The following is a 17165-nucleotide window of genomic DNA, read 5'->3' as shown; positions in this document are numbered from 1 at the left end:
CACCAGCACCCGCGTGCCCGAAGGCTCGCGCGCGGTGGGCGGCATTGGCTGCCACTACATGGCGACCTGGATGGACCGCTCGACCTCGACCTTTACCCAGATGGGTGGCGAAGGCGTGACCTGGACCGGCCAGTCGGCCTTCACCACCGACCAGCATGTGTTTGCCAACCTGGGCGACGGCACCTACTTTCACAGCGGCCTGCTGGCGATTCGCCAGAGCATTGCCTCGGGCGTCAACATCACCTACAAGATTCTGTACAACGACGCGGTGGCCATGACCGGCGGCCAGCAGGTGGGCGAGCGGCCCGAGGGGCATTCGGTCGCGCAAATCGCGCACAGCCTGCGCGCCGAGGGCGTGGTCAAGCTGGTCGTGGTCACCGACGACCCGCAGAAATACCACGGCCGCACCCATACCCAGGCCAGCAGCGCCGCGCGCGCCAGCCACGCCGAGCTGCTCAACGACCTGCCGCCGGGCATCGAAGTGTTTCACCGCGACGAGCTGGATCGCCTCCAGCGCGAGTTCCGCGAGCTCAAGGGCACGAGCGCCATCATTTACGACCAGACCTGCGCCACCGAAAAGCGCCGCCGCCGCAAGCGCGGCACGCTGGCCACCCCCGACAAGACGGTGGTCATCAACGAGCTGGTGTGCGAGGGTTGCGGCGACTGCTCGGTGCAGTCGAACTGCCTGTCGGTGGAGCCGGTCGAAACCGAGTTTGGCCGCAAGCGCCGCATTAACCAGAATAGCTGCAACAAGGACTATTCCTGCGTCAAGGGCTTTTGCCCAAGCTTTGTCACGGTCGAAGGCGGCCAGCTGAAGAAACCGAAGAAAGAGAAAAAAGGCGACCTGGCGAGCCTGCCGCCGGTTCCGGAGCCGGTGCTGCCGGTGGCCGAGAACGCCTGGGGCATCGTGGTCGGCGGCGTCGGTGGCACCGGCGTCATCACCATCGGCCAGTTGCTGGGCATGGCGGCGCACCTGGAAGGCAAGGGCGTGGTGACGCAGGACGCCGGCGGCCTGGCGCAAAAAGGCGGCGCCACCTGGAGCCACATCCAGATTGCCAATCGGGTGGAGGCCATCTACACCACCAAGGTCGATACCGCCAAGGCCGACCTGGTGATTGGCTGCGACCCGATCGTGGCGGCCAACAAGTACACGCTGGCGGTGATGCAGCCCGGCCGCACCTACGTGGCGATGAACTCGCACGGCACGCCCACGGCGGCCTTTGTCACCAACCCGAACTGGCAGTTTCCCGCCGCCAACTGCGAGAGCGCGGTCACGGCGGCGGTCGGGGCCGGGCTGATGGACAGCTTTGATGCCGAGCAGGTAGCGGTGCAGATGATTGGCGACTCGATCTACACCAACCCGCTGATGCTGGGTTTTTGCTGGCAAAAAGGCCGGGTGCCGCTGTCGCACGCGGCGCTGATGCGTGCGATCGAGCTCAATGGCGTGCAGGTCGACAACAACAAGGCGGCCTTCGAGTGGGGCCGGCGCTGCGCGCACGATTTGGCGGCGGTGCAGGCCCTGTTCAAGGCCGCGCAGGTGATTCAGTTCGTGAAAAAACCATCGCTGACCGAGATGCTGGGCAAGCGGGTGGATTTTCTGACGGCCTACCAGAACGCCGCCTACGCCAGCAGCTATCAGGTGTTTGTCGAGAAAGTCCGCGTGGCCGAGGCGCCGCTGGGCAAGACCACGCTGACCGAGGCAGTGGCGCGTTACCTCTTCAAACTGATGGCCTACAAGGACGAGTACGAGGTGGCGCGGCTGCATACCGATGCCAGTTTCCACGCCAGGATCAATGCCATGTTCGAAGGTGACTTCAAGCTTAACTACCACCTGGCGCCACCGCTGATTGCCGCCAAAAACGACCAGGGCGAGCTGCAGAAGCGGCCATTCGGCCCCTGGATGCTGACCGGCTTCAAGCTGCTGGCCAAACTCAAGGGCCTGCGCGGCACGCCGCTGGACATTTTTGGCCGCACCGAGGAGCGCAAGATGGAGCGCGCCCTGATTGGCGAATACCGCGCCAGCATCGAAGAGGTGCTGACGGGCCTGAACGCCGGCAACCACGCGCTGGCGGTGGACATCGCGCGCATCCCCGAGCTGATCCGGGGCTACGGCCATGTCAAGGAACGCCACCTGAAGACGGCGCGGCCGCAGTGGGCTGAGTTGATGCAGTCCTGGCGCAAGCCGGCGGCGGCAGACCGGCCGCAGCGGGTCGCCTGAAAAAGCCCCGGCGCCGAGCCGTTGGGGTGCGGCGTGATGGACAGGCCCGCTTTTCGCGGGCCTGTCCGTTTTCATAATGACCCTGCCCCCGCCACTGGCAGGCGTCGGCGGCCCTGCCCCGCATACAATCAGAAACTTCGCGCGCTGGCCCTGGCGTCAGCGCGCCTGTTCGTGTTTTTTCTAAATCGATGTGGAGTCAGCCGTGTTCATTTCTTCTGCTTTTGCCCAAACCGCTCCCGCCGCCCCCGCAGGCGGCGACATGCTGTCGTCCCTGACCGGCATGCTGCCCTTGGTGCTGATGTTTGTGGTGCTGTATTTTGTGATGATTCGCCCCCAGATGAAGAAGCAAAAAGAGCACCGCACCATGATCGAGGCGCTGGCCAAGGGCGATGAAGTCGCCACCGCGGGCGGCCTGCTCGGCAAGGTCACCAAGCTGGGCGAGTCCTACCTGACGCTGGAACTGGCGCCCGGCGTGGAAGTCCAATTGCAGCGCAGCGCCATCGTCCAGGTGCTGCCCAAGGGCGCCATCAGCACCTCCAAATAAGGCATTGCCGCCTTGGGGGCCTGCTGAAACCTAACAGCAGCGCCTCTTCTTGTTCATCCGTCCACCAGGAACAGCCCTCTCATGAATCGTTATCCGGCCTGGAAGTACGCCCTTATCGTGGTCCTGCTCCTGATTGCAGCCCTGTACACGCTGCCCAACTTCTTCGGCGAAGCGCCGGCGGTGCAGGTCTCCAGCAGCAAGTCGACCCTCAAGATCGACGCGACGACCCTGGCCCGGGTCGAGCAGGCGCTCAAGGACGCGGGCCTTGCCGCCGACGTCGTGACGCTGGAGGCCGGCTCCATCAAGGCGCGCTTTGGTGACACCGACACCCAGCTCAAGGCCAAGGATGCGGTGCAGAAGGCGCTGGCGCCCGAGGGTGCCGATTCCGCCTACGTGATTGCGCTGAACCTGCTGTCGCGCTCGCCGGCCTGGCTGACCTCGCTGCACGCTTTTCCCATGTACCTGGGGCTGGACCTGCGCGGCGGCGTGCATTTCATGCTGCAGGTGGACATGCAGGCGGCGCTGACCAAACGGGCCGAGTCGCTGGCCGGCGACATTCGCCTGTCCATGCGCGAGAAGAACATCCGGCATGGCGGCATCAGCCGCAATGGCCAGACCATCGAAATCAGGTTCCGCGATTCTGCCACCGTGGCCTCGGCCAAGGCGCTGATCCAGGACCAGTTCCCCGACCTGCAGACGGTCGAGGCGCCGGACGGCACCGAGTACAGGCTGACCGCCAGCATCAAGCCCGAGGCCGCGCGCCGGGTGCAGGACCAGGCCCTGAAGCAGAACATGGTGACCCTGCACAACCGCATCAACGAGCTCGGCGTGGCCGAGCCGGTGATTCAGCAGCAGGGCACAGACCGCATCGTGGTGCAGTTGCCGGGCGTGCAGGACACGGCCAAGGCCAAGGACATCCTGGGACGCACCGCCACACTGGAAATGCGGCTGGTGGAAGACGGCGCCGAGGCCCGCGCCGCCGAAAACAACAGCGGCCCCGTGCCCTTTGGCGCCGAGCGCTTTTTGGAGCGCAGCGGCCAGGCGGTGATTGTCAAGAAACAGGTGATTCTGACCGGCGAAAACCTGACCGACGCGCAACCCGGTTTTGACTCGCAGACGCAGCAGCCCAAGGTCGACCTGACGGTCGATGCCAAGGGCGGGCGCATCATGCGCGACACCAGCCGCGAGAACATCAAGAAACGCATGGCGATCTTGCTGTTTGAAAAAGGCAAGGGCGAGGTGCTGACGGCGCCGGTGATCCAGAGCGAGCTCGGCAACCGCTTCCAGATTTCGGGCTCCATGAGCGTCACCGAAGCCAGCGACCTGGCGCTGCTGTTGCGCGCCGGCTCGCTGGCCGCGCCCATGGAAATCATCGAAGAGCGCACCATTGGCCCGACGCTGGGCGCCGAGAACATTTCCAAGGGCTTTCACAGCGTGTCCTGGGGCTTCCTGGTGATCGTGGCCTTCATGGCGGCTTACTACATGCTGTTCGGCCTGTTTTCGGGCCTGGCGCTGGCCGTCAACCTGCTGCTGCTGGTGGCCGTGCTGTCCATGCTGCAGGCCACGCTGACCTTGCCGGGCATGGCCGCCATGGCGCTGGCGCTGGGCATGGCGATTGACTCCAATGTGCTGATCAATGAACGGGTGCGCGAGGAATTGCGCGGCGGGGCCTCACCGCAGGCGGCGATTCATGCCGGCTATGAGCGGGCCTGGGCCACCATTCTGGACTCCAACATCACGACCCTGATTGCGGGCCTGGCACTGCTGGCCTTTGGCTCGGGGCCGGTGCGGGGCTTTGCGGTGGTGCACTGCATCGGCATTTTGACCAGCATGTTCTCGGCGGTGTTTTTCTCGCGCGGCCTGGTCAACCTCTGGTATGGCCGCCAGAAAAAACTCAAATCGGTGTCGATTGGCACCGTGTGGCGGGCGCCCGAGTCCACCGCCGTGGCCAAATAATTCCAGCCCTTTTTTCCGCGAGCTGCTTCCCAAGGACCCCAGATGGAATTTTTCAAAATCCGCCGTGACATTCCGTTCATGCGGTACGCGCTGATCTTCAACGTCATCAGCTTTGCGACCTTTGCGCTGGCGGTGTTTTTCCTGTTTTCGCGCGGCCTGCATCTGTCGGTCGAGTTCACCGGCGGCACGCTGATGGAAGTGAACTACAGCCAGGCGGCCGATGTCGAGAAAATCCGCAACACGGTGGCGGGCCTGGGTCTCAAGGACGTGCAGGTGCAAAATTTCGGCACCTCGCGCGATGTGATGATCCGCCTGCCGGCCCAGAAAGGCGTGAGCACGGCCCAGCAAAGTGAGCAAGTCCTCGCTGCGCTGAAGGCCGCGGACAGCACGGTGAGCTTGCGCCGCACCGAGTTTGTCGGCCCCCAGGTCGGCGACGAACTGGCGCAGGACGGCCTGAAGGCGCTGGCCATGGTGGTGTTTGGCATCATGATTTACCTGGCCTTCCGTTTCGAGTGGAAGTACGCGGTCGCCGCCATCATCGCCAACCTGCACGACGTGATCATCATTCTGGGGTTTTTTGCCTTTTTCCAGTGGGAGTTTTCGCTCGCGGTGCTGGCCGCCGTGCTGGCGGTGCTGGGCTATTCGGTCAATGAATCGGTGGTGATTTTTGACCGGATCCGCGAAAACTTTCGCCGCTACCGCAAGATGGACACAGTGCAGATCATCGACCACGCGATCACCTCCACCATCAGCCGCACCATCATTACCCACGGCTCGACGCAGATCATGGTCTTGTCCATGCTGCTGTTCGGCGGCCCCACCCTGTTTCATTTTGCCCTGGCCCTGACCATCGGCATCCTGTTCGGCATCTACTCCTCGGTGTTTGTCGCCGCTGCCATTGCCATGTGGCTGGGCATCAAGCGGGAAGACCTGGTCAAGGGGCCGGCGAAGAAAGATGAGGATCCGAACGACCCGAATGCAGGCGCCACGGTGTAAGCTACAGCTTGTAACTACTCAGGGTGGTCGTGGCGACAGCTAACAGCAAAAATAGTTTCTTGGCCGGGCAGGCGCGTGCCCAGTTCACGGCGCGTGCCCTGCGACTGTTGCCGCCGCTGGCCAAAACCATCCAGGGACGCCTCTCCGCGCTGGAGAGCCAGGCCGGCGGAGCGCGTGACATGCAGGACCGGCGCGACGCGCTGCTGGCCTTCCAGAAGGGAAGCGCCGCCTGGGTGCAGGGCACCACGCGCGCCTGGTCCAAGGCGCAGGCCATTCCTGCCGCCACGACGCAATCGAGGTTTCAGGAGAGCACCAAATTCGAGCTCATGGGCGACGAGGTGATGGAGGACAAAATCCTCGCCTCGCGCCTGGCGTTGCGCATCCTGGATCTGGCGAGCTGGGAGCTCAATGACCTGCGGCTGCGGGTGCAAAACCTGGAAGCCATTCCAGAGCTGCACAAGCTCGACATTTTTCGCCCCGAGGTGCTGGCGCAGCACATGGTCGAACAATGGAGCAAGACCCCCTTGCCGCGCAATTCGTGGATCCTGGTGCAGGACCTGATTCAGGAAAGCATGGCCGAGCATTTGCTGGAGACCTACCACGCGACCAACGAATTTCTGGTCCAGCAGGGCGTGATGGCCGAGATTGACCTGCGCCCGCTCGTCAAGCGCACGCCCTCGGCGGTGGTGGCCACGGTGATTTCGGCCGCCAAAACCACCAGCGGGCTGGGTGGCAGTACCCAGTCGGGCCTGATGTCGGGGCCGGGCGGCTCGGGCTCAGGCCATCCGGTTTACGACGAAACCCGCCTGCAGACGGCCACCACGCCGCTGGCCAGGGCCCGAATGCGGGCTCAGGGCGTGATGGGCCACCTCAAACGACTGCTGTCAGACCGCGTCGCGGGCTTTGACGACACACGGCCCCAGCAGGCGTCGCCGCCGCTGGCACAGGCCATGGCCAGTGTGCAGCGGGAGCAGGAAGAAAACGACTCCGGGCGCACGCTGCGGGCCGAGGATTCCGGCCAGGTCTATAGCCAGGCCCATGTGGAACAGGCCGCGGGTGCGCTGCGGGCGCGCACCCGAACGCTCAAGCAGGCGGCCTCCACCACGTCTGAAAAAGCCACGATTGAAATCGTGGCCCTGATGTTTCAGAGCATTCTGGCCGAGGACCGGATTTCGGCCGCTATTCGCGTCTGGTTTGCGCGGCTGCAAATGCCGGTGCTGCGGCTGGCGATTTCAGAGCCCGAGTTTTTTGGCTCGCTGCAGCACCCGGCGCGCCGACTGATTGACCGCATGGGCTCTTGCGTGCTGGGCTTTGACGTGACGGTAGCGGGCAACGCGATGGAAGCGGAAATCAAGCGCGTGGTACAGGTGATCGAGCAGTACCCCGAAACCGGGCGCCGGGTGTTCCAGCTGGTCTACGACGAGTTCGAGAAGTTCCTCTCCAAGTTCCTGTCGGAGCGCGGCAGCACGGCCCGGGTCGTGAGCGTGGCCCAGCAGGTCGAGCAAAAAGAGACCATGGCGATCCAGTACACCATCGAGATGCGCAGCATGCTCAATGACATGCCGGTGCGCGACGAGATCCGGGATTTTCTGTTCAAGATCTGGGCCGAGGCGCTGGCCGTTGCGGCCATCAAGAACGGCCCGCAGCACGCCGAAACCATCCAGCTCAAGCGGGCCGCCGCGGACCTGGTCTGGGCCGCCAGCGCCAAACCCGACCGCGCCGACCGCGCCCGGGTGATCGCCGACCTGCCCAAGTTGCTGCAAACGCTGCGTCTGGGCATGTCGATGCTGGGTCTGGGCCTGCCCGAGCAGGACAAGCACCTCAAGGTCATCAGCGACACGCTGGCCGACGCCTTCATGTCCAAGACCGACGCCATTTCGCTGGAACGGATCGAGGCCATGGCCAAGCGCCTGGCCAATCTGGAAGACTATCTGTCCGACGAAGACGTGGGCGATCTGCCGCTGGACATCGAGAGCCTGGTGACCATGATCGGCATCGATGTCGGCGATATCCAGGTCGTGACCGATGGCGGCAGCCAGCCCACCGATGCGATGCGGGCCTGGGCCCAGGAGTTGCAACTGGGCACCTGGTTCAGCCTGGACCACAACGGCAAAATCAGCCAGGTTCAGTTTGCCTGGTGCAGCGACCGCAAGCAATTGCACCTGTTTGCCACGGCCGACGGGCGCAGCTTCCTGATTCAGGCCCGCCGCCTGGCGTCTTACCTGCAGGCCGGCCTGCTGGTGCCGATTGAGGATGAAACGCTGACGGTGCGCGCCACGCGCGATGCGCTGGCCAAGCTCGACGCGAATCCGGAACGCCTGCTGGACTGAATTGCTCCACGCTTGTCGCGTCGCGGCCCGCGTAAAAGCTCGTGCGCAGCGCATGCCGCGAAGTGAAAAGCTTGGGGGCGTTTTTGCGCCGGGCTTGCTCTTCAAGCCAGCCGGGGCCGCGGAACCGGCTTTGCCGGGCCGCAGGCGCAGCGGCCCCCTCGGGGGGCAGCGAAGCACACGCAGTGGCGAGCGTGGGGGCTAGTGACCCAACCGAAACTCCGTGTCATCACAGAGTTCGTCAAGAATCAGGGCATCGGGTTCTTCGCCAAAGCTCCAGTACACCATCAGCACGATGATTTTCAGGTCGTCGAGCGTGACCGGGTCGCCCGGTGCCGCCATGGCGCGGTCAATCACGATTTCGCGCATATGCGGCGGCAGCACGCCCGAGGCTTCGAGGAAGCTGACAAAGCCCAGGCTTTCGGCGCCCAGGTGCACCTGCTCGGCGACGGAGTAAATGCGCAGGCTGTTGGCCGATTGCGGGGTGAACGCGGAATTCGCGGAGTGATGGACTGACGCTTCAGAAGATTCAGCGGCCTCGGTCGGCGCCGCATTCTCAAAGCTGATCTGGGTGCCCTGCGCGGCGATATTCAGGCCTTCCAGCCACACCAGTGCGTCCTGGATTTCTTCGGCATCAAAGCCTGCTGCGGAAAGTTTGCGTCCCAGCCGGGGCAGTTCGGGGCAGGCATCGCCTTGCCAGTAATTCTCGTAAACGTACACCAGCACTTCAAACATGCGTCCAATATAACGCAGTTGGCGGCAGCGGTGTTAACCGCGTGCCTGACGCTGGAACAGGCCGCCCGGCAGTCGCGCCACCTGCCCGTTCAGCTCCAGTTCCAGCAGTTGCGCCTGCAGTTGGGGGGTGTTTAACCCGGTGCGCGCCTGCAGGGCGTCGAGGCTGACGGCGTCAAAGCCCAGCGCGGACAACAGAGGCGTCTCGGCGGCCGGCTCGTCGTCAGGGCTCTGCGGCAGGCTCGGGGCCGTGCCGGCCTGTGACAGATGGAGTTCTTCCAGCACGTCCTGCGCCAGTTCGACCAGCTTGGCGCCCTGCTTGATCAGGGCGTGGCAGCCGCGCGACTGCGGCGAGTGGATCGAGCCGGGAATCGCAAAAACTTCCTTGCCCTGCTCGGCCGCCAGCCGCGCCGTGATCAGTGAGCCCGATTGCAGCGCCGCCTCCACCACCAGCGTGCCCACCGAGAGCCCGGAAATAATCCGGTTGCGCCTGGGGAAATTGGCCATCAGCGGCGGTGTGCCGAGCGGGAATTCGCTGATCAGCATGCCGTGCTGGGCAATCCGGTGGGCCAACGCCAGGTGTTTTTTGGGATAGACCCGGTCCAGCCCGGTGCCGACCACGGCAATCGTGTCGCCGCCACCCAGCAGCGCGCCGTCATGGGCGGCGCCGTCAATGCCCAGCGCCAGGCCCGACACCACGCACAGCCCGGCGCTGCCAAAGGCTTTGGCAAACTGCCGGGCGTTGCTTTCGCCCTGCGGCGTCGGGTTTCGGCTGCCCACGATGGCCAGGTTTTTTGCTATCGTTTTAGTAGCTGTCTGCGCTTGATTTACCTGGGCTCCGAGCATATACAGCATCAAGGGCGGGTCTTCGATGTCAAGCAGCGCCGCCGGGTAGCCGGCATCACCCAGGGTCACCACGCGCCGGTCGTCGCCGGCCTGCAGCCAGTCCAGTGTGGTCTGCAACTGGCCGGGCAGGCCGGGCGGCTCGGTCTGCAGGGCACGGGCCAGCTTGTCGGAGCCGAGTTGCCGCAGCGCGGCGGCGCTCTGCTCAAAAATCGCCTCGGCCGAGCCGTAGGCGGCCAGCAGCTTGCGCGCCGTCTCGTTGCCGACGCCCGGCGTCAGGGCCAGCCGCAGCCAGGCTTGTAGCTCTTGAAGTTGCACGTGCGGCAAAGGAAGGGGTCTGCGGGCCCGGTAGCCGGGCCAGGGCCTAGTTGGGGTTGACGAAGCGGTCGCCGACCTTGACGCCGTCGGTGACCTGCAGCACCAGCGCGTAAGACAGGTTTTCGAAGGTGCGGAACACCATCAGCAGGCCGTTGCGCTCGTTGGGCAGCTTGATCTGGGGCCGCGCGCTGTCGGTCTTGTCGAGCAGGCGCTCGCCGTCCTTGATGATGGCCATGACATGGCCGCGTTCCAGCCCGTCCTTGCGGCCGCGGTTGATCGCCACCACCTGGTTTTCGGCGGCAATGGCGACCGCGTTGCCATAGACCGAGACAATCTGGCCGCTGATGGTGCTGGCCGGTGCGTGCGGCACGTAGCTTAAAAATTCACGCGGTGGCTCGGCCATCAGGCGGTCGCCCACCCGCATTTCTTCCTTGGTCGAGACGATGTCGATGGTGGCCGGCACGATTTCGGTCTTCAGCTCGCCGTTTTTGTCGGGAATCTGGGCGGTGCTTTCGCCGCGCGCCAGCTCGGCCTTGCCGACGTACTGGGCCTCGTAGCCGAGGATTTGCTGGGTCGTCGGGTCTTTCAGCGGCTTGGCATTGCGAAACACCCGAAACGCCTGCGGGTCGCCCTTGGCGTCGCTCAGGCGCACGCCGCGTACCTCGCCGCCCACGTACTCGCCGCGCGCATAGGCGCGGTCGCCCCGGCTCAGCAGCACCCGGCCCTCCTGCGCGGCCACGATGCGCGGCGCCGTGGCAAATGCGATCTCGTCGACAATCATCGGCTCGGCCAGAAACGGTTCAATCGCATTGGGCGACAGCGTGGGGATGGAGGCATCGGCGAGCGACTCAAAGCGGGTGCGCGGCGACACCCGAAGAGTGTCGGTGGGCGGGCCGTCGGCGCTAGCCTGGCGGGTGCGCAGAATGGCCCGGCCGTTGGCTTTTTCAAGGTAGAGCTGCTGGCCGGGGTAGATCAGGTGCGGGTTGCGGATGTCCTGCAGGTTCATGCCCCACAGTTCGGGCCAGCGCCAGGGGCTTTTCAGGAACAGGCCGGAAATGGCCCACAGGGTGTCGCCACGCCGCACGCTGTAGCTGTCGGGCGCATTCGGTGCCAGGTCGGACAGCGGCACACCGGTCTGGGCGACCTGGGTGGCGGTGGCCTTCTGGCCCGCGCTGATGGGGAAATTCTGGGCCTGCAGGCCGCCGCTGGCGCCCAGACACAGGGCTGCGGCGATGGAAATCTGACTGAAACGACCAAAAATTATGTGCATCTTGAAGGCCCTGAGCGCCATTGCGGGGCTGGCGCGGTTCTGAACTGGCTGGCAAAAATTGGTAAAAATTGTCAAAAGCGCGTGATTTTATCTTGATAAATCACAAACGATTTTGTATCTAAGCCCTTGATTAAGCAACGAAACCGCGTTTCTGGGAATATTGGGGTGCTGAAAATCCGGGAAAAGTGGCGAAAATAGCGACACCCCGCTCCTTACTGACTTTGTTTGTCCGCGTTTCATGACCCCACTGACCATTCTCCGTTACCCCGACCCGCGCCTGCACACCGTGGCCAAACCCGTGGCGGCGGTGGACGCCCGCCTGCGCCAACTGGCCGGCGCCATGTTTGACACCATGTACGAAGCGGAGGGGATTGGCCTGGCCGCCACCCAGGTGGATGTGCATGAGCGCCTGATCGTGATCGACGTCAGCGAAAACCGTGATTCACCGCTGGTGCTGATCAACCCGGAACTGCTCTGGGCCAGTCCCGAAACCCGCATTGGCGACGAGGGCTGCCTGTCGGTGCCCGGCATTTACGACGGCGTGGAGCGCTCGATCGCCGTCAAGGTGCAGGCGCTGGATCTGGACGGCAAGCTGCGACAGCTTGAGGCCGAAGGCATGCTGGCGGTCTGCATACAGCACGAAATGGACCATTTGATGGGCAAGGTGTTCGTCGAATACCTGTCGCCGCTCAAGCGCAACCGCATCAAGACCAAGCTGGTCAAGCAGAAAAAAGACGAAGAGCGCGAAGCGGTGCGCTGACGCTGCGGCAAGCCGCTGGCCCGGGGTTTTTCGGGCGATGCGTCCGGGTTTTCCCTGTGAGTCCTTAGAATCGACGCCCATGCGCCTTATTTTTGCCGGTACCCCCGAATTTGCCCGCGTGGCGCTGGCGCAATTGCACGCCGCCGGCCATGACATCGCCCTGGTGCTGACCCAGCCCGACCGCCCGGCCGGGCGCGGCATGAAGCTGCAGGCCTCCAGCGTCAAGCAGTTTGCCCAAAGCCACAACATGCCCGTGGCGCAGCCGCGCAGTCTGCGGCTGGAAGGCAACTACCCCGAAGACGCCGCCGCCGCGCGCAATGCCATCGAAGCGACCCAGGCCGATGCGATGGTGGTGGCCGCCTACGGGCTGATCCTGCCGCAGTGGGTGCTGGATGCGCCGCGGCTTGGTGGCTTCAATATTCATGCTTCCTTGCTGCCGCGCTGGCGCGGCGCCGCGCCGATTCACCGCGCGATCGAGGCCGGCGATCCTGATACCGGCATCACCATCATGCAGATGGACGCTGGTCTCGACACCGGCGACATGCTGCTGACCGAAAAACTGGCGATTGGCCCGCACGCCACCACCGCCAGCCTGCACGACGCGCTGGCCGCGCTGGGCGGGCGTTTGATCGTGCAGGCCCTGGCGCTGGCGGCCGGCGGCGGCTTGCAGCCGGCCAGGCAGCCCGAGGCCGGTGTCAGCTATGCGCACAAGATCGACAAGGCCGAGGCGGTGGTCAACTGGGGTGACAGCGCCGAGGCGATTGGCCGGCGCATCCGCGCGTTTGACCCGTTTCCCGGTGCCAGCAGCCTGCTGGGCGGCGAAGTCATCAAGCTTTGGAGCTATGAAATTGATAGCGTACCGCGCGCATCCGGTGTGGACTGCGGCACGATTGTGTCGGTCAATGAGGCCGGCGTGAGCGTCGCCTGCGGCCAGGGCGTGCTGCGCCTGACCAGCCTGCAGCGCGCCGGCGGCAAACGGCTGGCGGTGGCCGATTTCCTGCACGGCTTTGCGCTGGCGCCCGGCATGACGTTTGACAGGTAAGCCCCGGTGTTTCTGCGACCTGCCCATTACCGCCATGCTGAATTTCGCCACGGCGCGCGCGACCTGCTGGCGGTGGCGCCCGGCTTTGCCGCCTGGGGCCTGATGACCGGCGTGGCCATGGTCAAGTCCGGCATGAGCGGCTTCGAGGCGGTACTGATGACGGTGTTGGTGTATGCCGGCAGTGCCCAGCTGGCCGCCATTCCGCTGATCGTGGCGGGCGCGCCGGTCTGGGTGATTCTGGCCGCCGCCTTTTGCGTGAACCTGCGTTTTGTGGTGTTCAGCGCGCACCTGCGCAGCTACCTGATGCATTTGCCGCGGCTGGAGCGCATGCTGACCGGGTTTTTGACGACCGACCTGACCTATGTGATGTTTGTGCGGCGCTTTCCGGTGCCCGGCGAAGACCCGGCCCAGCGCCTGGCGCAGCAGGCCTACCTGGCCGGCAACTGCTGCGTCGGCTGGACCAACTGGGTCGCCAGCAGCCTGATTGGCGTGGCGCTGGCCAACTTCATCCCGACCAGCTGGGGCCTGGGCTTTGCCGGCATTCTGGCGCTGCTCGTCATCACCTGCTCGATGGCCACCATCCGCCTGCGCGTGGTGGCGGCGGTGGTAGCCGGGGCGGTGGCGGTGCTGGCCTACGCGCTGCCGCTCAAGCTCAACATCCTGGCGGCGATTGCGGCGGCGGTGGCGGTAAGCCTGCTGCTCGAAAAGCCGCTGCTGCCGGCCCCGGCCAAGCCGGCCGACCTGCCGGTTGACAAGGCATGAACCAGACCGACCTCTGGACCGTGGGCACCATCGTCGGCATGGCGTTGGTGACGGTGCTGACGCGCTGCTTCTTTTTTATTTCGAGCCGCGACTGGACGCTGCCGGCTTGGGCCCGGCGCGGGCTCGACTATGCGCCGATTGCCGCGCTGGCCGCCGTCATCGTGCCGGAAGTGGTCATGACCCAGGGCCAGCTCATCAGCAGCTGGCAGGACGCCCGGCTGTTTGCGGCGGCGGCCGGCGTCGCCTGGTATTACTGGCGCCACGGCGTGCTCGGCACCATCCTGGCCGGCATGGCGGTCTATCTGCCGCTACACCTCGGCCTGGGCTGGTGAGTTGCCCCCACGGTTGCTCGCTTCGCGTAGCGCCCTGCCCCCCGAGGGGGCCGCTGCGCCTGCGGCCCGGCGAAGCCGGTTCCGCAGCCCTGGCTGGTAGATGCGGGGAGGGCCCCACAGTTGCTCACTGCGTTTAGCGCCCTGTCGCCAGCGGGCGGGCCACCTACAATTTGGGGGCGGGGCGCTCCGCCCTGGTCCCTTTCTTCACTTTGTGAGCCATCCATGAACTTCATCCGTTTTTCCGATTTGTGCGCCAGGGGCAAGGTTGCCGGCCGGCGCGTGTTCATCCGTGCCGACCTGAATGTGCCGCTTAACGAGGCCGGCCAGATCAGCGAAGACACCCGTATCCGCGCCTCCATCCCCTGCATCCAGCTGGCGCTCGACGCCGGGGCCGCCGTGATGGTGACCTCGCACCTGGGCCGCCCGGTCGAGGGCGAGTTCAAGCCCGCCGATTCGCTGGCGCCGGTGGCCAGGCGCCTGGGCGAGCTGATGAACCGCGACATCCCGCTGCTGGCCAACTGGGTCGACGGCGTTGAAGTGGCGCCCGGCCAGCTGGTGCTGCTGGAAAACTGCCGCGTCAACCCCGGCGAAAAGAAAAACAGCGAGGCGCTGGCCCGCAAGATGGCCGCGCTGTGCGACATTTTTGTGCATGACGCCTTTGGCACCGCGCACCGCGCCGAAGCCTCGACCTACGGCATTGCGCAGTACGCGCCGGTGGCCTGCGCCGGCCCGCTGCTGGCGGCCGAGATGGACGCGATTTCCAAGGCCCTGGCCAACCCGCGCCGGCCGCTGGTCGCCATCGTGGCGGGCAGCAAGGTCTCGACCAAGCTGACCATCCTGAAAAGCCTGGCCGGCAATGTCGACCAGCTGATCGTGGGCGGCGGCATTGCCAACACCTTCATGCTGGCGGCCGGGCTCAACATTGGCAAAAGCCTGGCCGAGCCGGATTTGCTGGACCAGGCCAGGGCCGTCATCGAGGCCATGCAGGCGCGTGGCGCGGCGGTGCCGATTCCGACCGACGTGGTCACCGCCAAGCGTTTTGCCGCCGACGCGCCGGCCACGGTGAAGCTTGCGGCCGAGGTGGCCGACGACGACCTGATCCTGGACATCGGCCCCGACACCACGGCCCGGCTGGCGGCGCAGCTCATGGCCGCCGGCACCATTGTCTGGAACGGCCCGGTCGGCGTGTTCGAGTTTGACGCCTTTGCCCATGGCACCGAAGGCATTGCCCGTGCCATTGCCGCCAGCAGCGCGTTTTCGATCGCCGGCGGCGGCGACACGCTGGCCGCCATCGCCAAGTACGGCATCGAAAAAGACGTGGACTACATCTCGACCGGTGGTGGCGCTTTTCTGGAGGTGCTGGAAGGCAAGACCCTGCCGGCCTTTGAAATCCTGCAGCAGCGCGCGGCGGAATAACAGTTATTCGCTCCTCTTTTAATAGCTGCTGACGCCCGTTCTGTAAGGGCTGGCGGCCTGTTTGATCGATAAAAAGGCGCACAACGGCGGTTTGCGGACGGTTTTGGCGTGGATTGGTAACGTTTCGGTAACTGTTCCGTGTGAAAATCGGGAACTAAATTACAGGAGACCCGCATGACCCGTCGCGCCACCAAGATTGTTGCCACCCTCGGCCCCGCCTCCAGCGACCCTGCGCTGCTGGAAAAAATGATACGTGCCGGGGTCAATGTGGTGCGGCTGAACTTCAGCCACGGCAAGGCACAAGACCATGTGGACCGGGCCCAACTGGTGCGCGAGGCGTCCCAGCGCGCCGGCCGCGAGGTCGCCATCATGGCCGACCTGCAGGGCCCGAAAATCCGCGTCGGCAAGTTTGCCGAGGGCAAGGTCATGCTGGAGCCGGGCGAAAAGTTCGTGCTCGATGCCTCGCGCACCGAGCCGGGCGACATCAAGGGCGTGGGGCTGGACTACAAGGAGCTGCCGCGCGATGTGAAGGCCGGTGATGTGCTGCTGCTCAACGACGGCCTGATCGTGCTGATCGTCGACGCGGTGCGCGGCGAAGAGGTGCACACCACCGTCAAGCTGGGCGGCGAGCTGTCCAACAACAAGGGCATCAACAAGCAGGGCGGCGGCCTGACCGCGCCTGCGCTGACGGCCAAGGACATGGAAGACATCAAGACCGCGATGAGCTTTCAGGCCGACTATGTGGCGGTCAGCTTTCCCAAAAACGCCACCGACATGGAAATGGCGCGCCAGCTCTGCAATGTGGCCGCCGCGCCCTACAAGCACAAGCCCGGCCTGATCGCCAAGATCGAGCGGGTCGAGGCGATTCCCAATCTGGAAGACATTTTGCGCGTCAGCGACGGCATCATGGTGGCGCGCGGCGACCTGGCGGTCGAGGTCGGCAATGCCGCCGTGCCGGCCCTGCAAAAACGCATGATCAAGCTGGCGCGCGCCGCCGACAAGGTCGTCATCACCGCGACCCAGATGATGGAAAGCATGATCGTCAACCCGGTGCCGACGCGGGCCGAGGTCAGCGACGTGGCCAACGCCGTGCTTGACGGCACCGACGCCGTGATGCTGAGCGCCGAAACCGCCGCCGGCAAATACCCGCTGGAAACCGTCGAGGAAATGGCCAAGATTTGCGAAGAGGCCGAAAAGGCCGAATACCGACAGCTGGAAGCCGATTTCAGCGGCAAGACCTTTGCCCGCATCGACCAGTCGATCGCCATGGGCGCGCTGTTCACCGCCAACCACCTGGGCGCCAAGGCGATCGTGGCCCTGACCGACAGCGGCTCGACGCCGCTGTGGATGAGCCGCCACGACATCCGCGTGCCGATTTACGCCCTGACGCCGCGCCTGGCGACCCAGCGCAGGATGGCGCTGTACCGCAATGTGCGGCCGCTGCTGATGGACACCAGCGCCGACCGCGACACCGCGCTGGAGCAGGCCGAGGGCCATTTGCTGCGCCGCGACATCGTGCAAAGCGGCGACGTCTACGCGATCACCTGCGGCGAGCCGATGGGCGCGCCGGGCGGCACCAACATGCTCAAGATCTGCCGGGTGGCTTGAGGAGCCCCCACGCTTGTCACTGCGTGTACTGCGCTGCCCCC

At 65.0% G+C, this 17165-nt stretch carries 14 protein-coding genes; 11 read left to right on the top strand and 3 right to left on the bottom strand.

The window, feature by feature from the left end; all coding sequences use genetic code 11:
• The 5 genes from RMO23_RS10780 to RMO23_RS10760 all read left to right on the top strand — a co-directional run.
• On the top strand, positions 1 to 2218 hold a 2218-nt coding region (locus tag RMO23_RS10780; protein WP_309681313.1), incomplete at its 5' end, for an indolepyruvate ferredoxin oxidoreductase family protein.
• Between the two features lie 202 nt (positions 2219 to 2420).
• Positions 2421 to 2762, top strand: coding sequence for a preprotein translocase subunit YajC (yajC, locus tag RMO23_RS10775; protein ID WP_309681311.1), 342 nt, complete (start codon positions 2421 to 2423; stop codon positions 2760 to 2762).
• Positions 2763 to 2843: 81 nt separating this feature from the next.
• The gene (secD, locus tag RMO23_RS10770; protein WP_309681309.1) at positions 2844 to 4718 is read left to right on the top strand and encodes a protein translocase subunit SecD; all 1875 of its coding nucleotides are present in this window, start codon (positions 2844 to 2846) and stop codon (positions 4716 to 4718) included.
• A 42-nt stretch (positions 4719 to 4760) separates the two neighbouring features.
• The gene (gene secF / locus RMO23_RS10765; protein ID WP_309681307.1) at positions 4761 to 5714 is read left to right on the top strand and encodes a protein translocase subunit SecF; all 954 of its coding nucleotides are present in this window, start codon (positions 4761 to 4763) and stop codon (positions 5712 to 5714) included.
• Positions 5715 to 5743: 29 nt separating this feature from the next.
• Positions 5744 to 8044, top strand: coding sequence for a DUF1631 family protein (locus RMO23_RS10760; protein WP_309681305.1), 2301 nt, complete (start codon positions 5744 to 5746; stop codon positions 8042 to 8044).
• 198 nt (positions 8045 to 8242) lie between these two features.
• On the opposite strand, the gene RMO23_RS10755 is transcribed toward RMO23_RS10760, so the two are convergent.
• From RMO23_RS10755 to RMO23_RS10745, 3 genes are read right to left on the bottom strand one after another with little or no spacing between them, the layout of a single operon-like run.
• Positions 8243 to 8776 (bottom strand): DUF494 domain-containing protein, encoded by a 534-nt coding sequence (locus tag RMO23_RS10755; protein ID WP_309681303.1) that lies wholly within the window; start codon positions 8774 to 8776, stop codon positions 8243 to 8245.
• 33 nt (positions 8777 to 8809) lie between these two features.
• On the bottom strand, positions 8810 to 9934 hold the full coding sequence (dprA, locus tag RMO23_RS10750; protein WP_309681302.1) for a DNA-processing protein DprA: 1125 nt from the start codon (positions 9932 to 9934) through the stop codon (positions 8810 to 8812).
• Between the two features lie 46 nt (positions 9935 to 9980).
• On the bottom strand, positions 9981 to 11204 hold the full coding sequence (locus RMO23_RS10745) for a LysM peptidoglycan-binding domain-containing protein (RefSeq protein ID WP_309681300.1): 1224 nt from the start codon (positions 11202 to 11204) through the stop codon (positions 9981 to 9983).
• Between the two features lie 238 nt (positions 11205 to 11442).
• Here RMO23_RS10745 and def point away from each other — a divergent pair, with 238 nt between their 5' ends.
• From def to pyk, 6 genes are all read left to right on the top strand, one after another.
• Positions 11443 to 11964, top strand: coding sequence for a peptide deformylase (def, locus tag RMO23_RS10740; RefSeq protein WP_309681296.1), 522 nt, complete (start codon positions 11443 to 11445; stop codon positions 11962 to 11964).
• A 79-nt stretch (positions 11965 to 12043) separates the two neighbouring features.
• Positions 12044 to 13006 (top strand): methionyl-tRNA formyltransferase, encoded by a 963-nt coding sequence (gene fmt / locus RMO23_RS10735; RefSeq protein ID WP_309681294.1) that lies wholly within the window; start codon positions 12044 to 12046, stop codon positions 13004 to 13006.
• Between the two features lie 6 nt (positions 13007 to 13012).
• Positions 13013 to 13768, top strand: a complete 756-nt coding sequence (locus RMO23_RS10730; protein WP_309681292.1) for an AzlC family ABC transporter permease — start codon at positions 13013 to 13015, stop codon at positions 13766 to 13768.
• Positions 13765 to 14100, top strand: coding sequence for an AzlD domain-containing protein (locus RMO23_RS10725; RefSeq protein WP_309681290.1), 336 nt, complete (start codon positions 13765 to 13767; stop codon positions 14098 to 14100). Before RMO23_RS10730 ends, RMO23_RS10725 begins: the two co-directional genes overlap by 4 nt.
• Before the next feature lie 222 nt (positions 14101 to 14322).
• On the top strand, positions 14323 to 15516 hold the full coding sequence (locus RMO23_RS10720) for a phosphoglycerate kinase (RefSeq protein ID WP_309681288.1): 1194 nt from the start codon (positions 14323 to 14325) through the stop codon (positions 15514 to 15516).
• Positions 15517 to 15690: 174 nt separating this feature from the next.
• The gene (gene pyk / locus RMO23_RS10715; RefSeq protein ID WP_309681286.1) at positions 15691 to 17124 is read left to right on the top strand and encodes a pyruvate kinase; all 1434 of its coding nucleotides are present in this window, start codon (positions 15691 to 15693) and stop codon (positions 17122 to 17124) included.
• Positions 17125 to 17165 lie beyond the last annotated feature (41 nt).

It is taken from the genome of Polaromonas sp. (assembly GCF_031411155.1).
In the GTDB taxonomy this organism is placed as follows: Bacteria; Pseudomonadota; Gammaproteobacteria; order Burkholderiales; family Burkholderiaceae_C; genus Polaromonas.
This window is presented reverse-complemented; position numbering and strand designations above follow the sequence as displayed.

Coding starts and splice junctions, on each gene's coding strand:
- fmt (WP_309681294.1), top strand. CDS start 12,044: ATGCGCCTTATTTTTGCCGGTACCCCCGAATTTGCCCGCGTGGCGCTG.
- def (WP_309681296.1), top strand. CDS start 11,443: ATGACCCCACTGACCATTCTCCGTTACCCCGACCCGCGCCTGCACACC.
- secD (WP_309681309.1), top strand. CDS start 2,844: ATGAATCGTTATCCGGCCTGGAAGTACGCCCTTATCGTGGTCCTGCTC.
- secF (WP_309681307.1), top strand. CDS start 4,761: ATGGAATTTTTCAAAATCCGCCGTGACATTCCGTTCATGCGGTACGCG.
- RMO23_RS10745 (WP_309681300.1), bottom strand. CDS start 11,204: ATGCACATAATTTTTGGTCGTTTCAGTCAGATTTCCATCGCCGCAGCC.
- RMO23_RS10755 (WP_309681303.1), bottom strand. CDS start 8,776: ATGTTTGAAGTGCTGGTGTACGTTTACGAGAATTACTGGCAAGGCGAT.
- pyk (WP_309681286.1), top strand. CDS start 15,691: ATGACCCGTCGCGCCACCAAGATTGTTGCCACCCTCGGCCCCGCCTCC.
- RMO23_RS10720 (WP_309681288.1), top strand. CDS start 14,323: ATGAACTTCATCCGTTTTTCCGATTTGTGCGCCAGGGGCAAGGTTGCC.
- RMO23_RS10725 (WP_309681290.1), top strand. CDS start 13,765: ATGAACCAGACCGACCTCTGGACCGTGGGCACCATCGTCGGCATGGCG.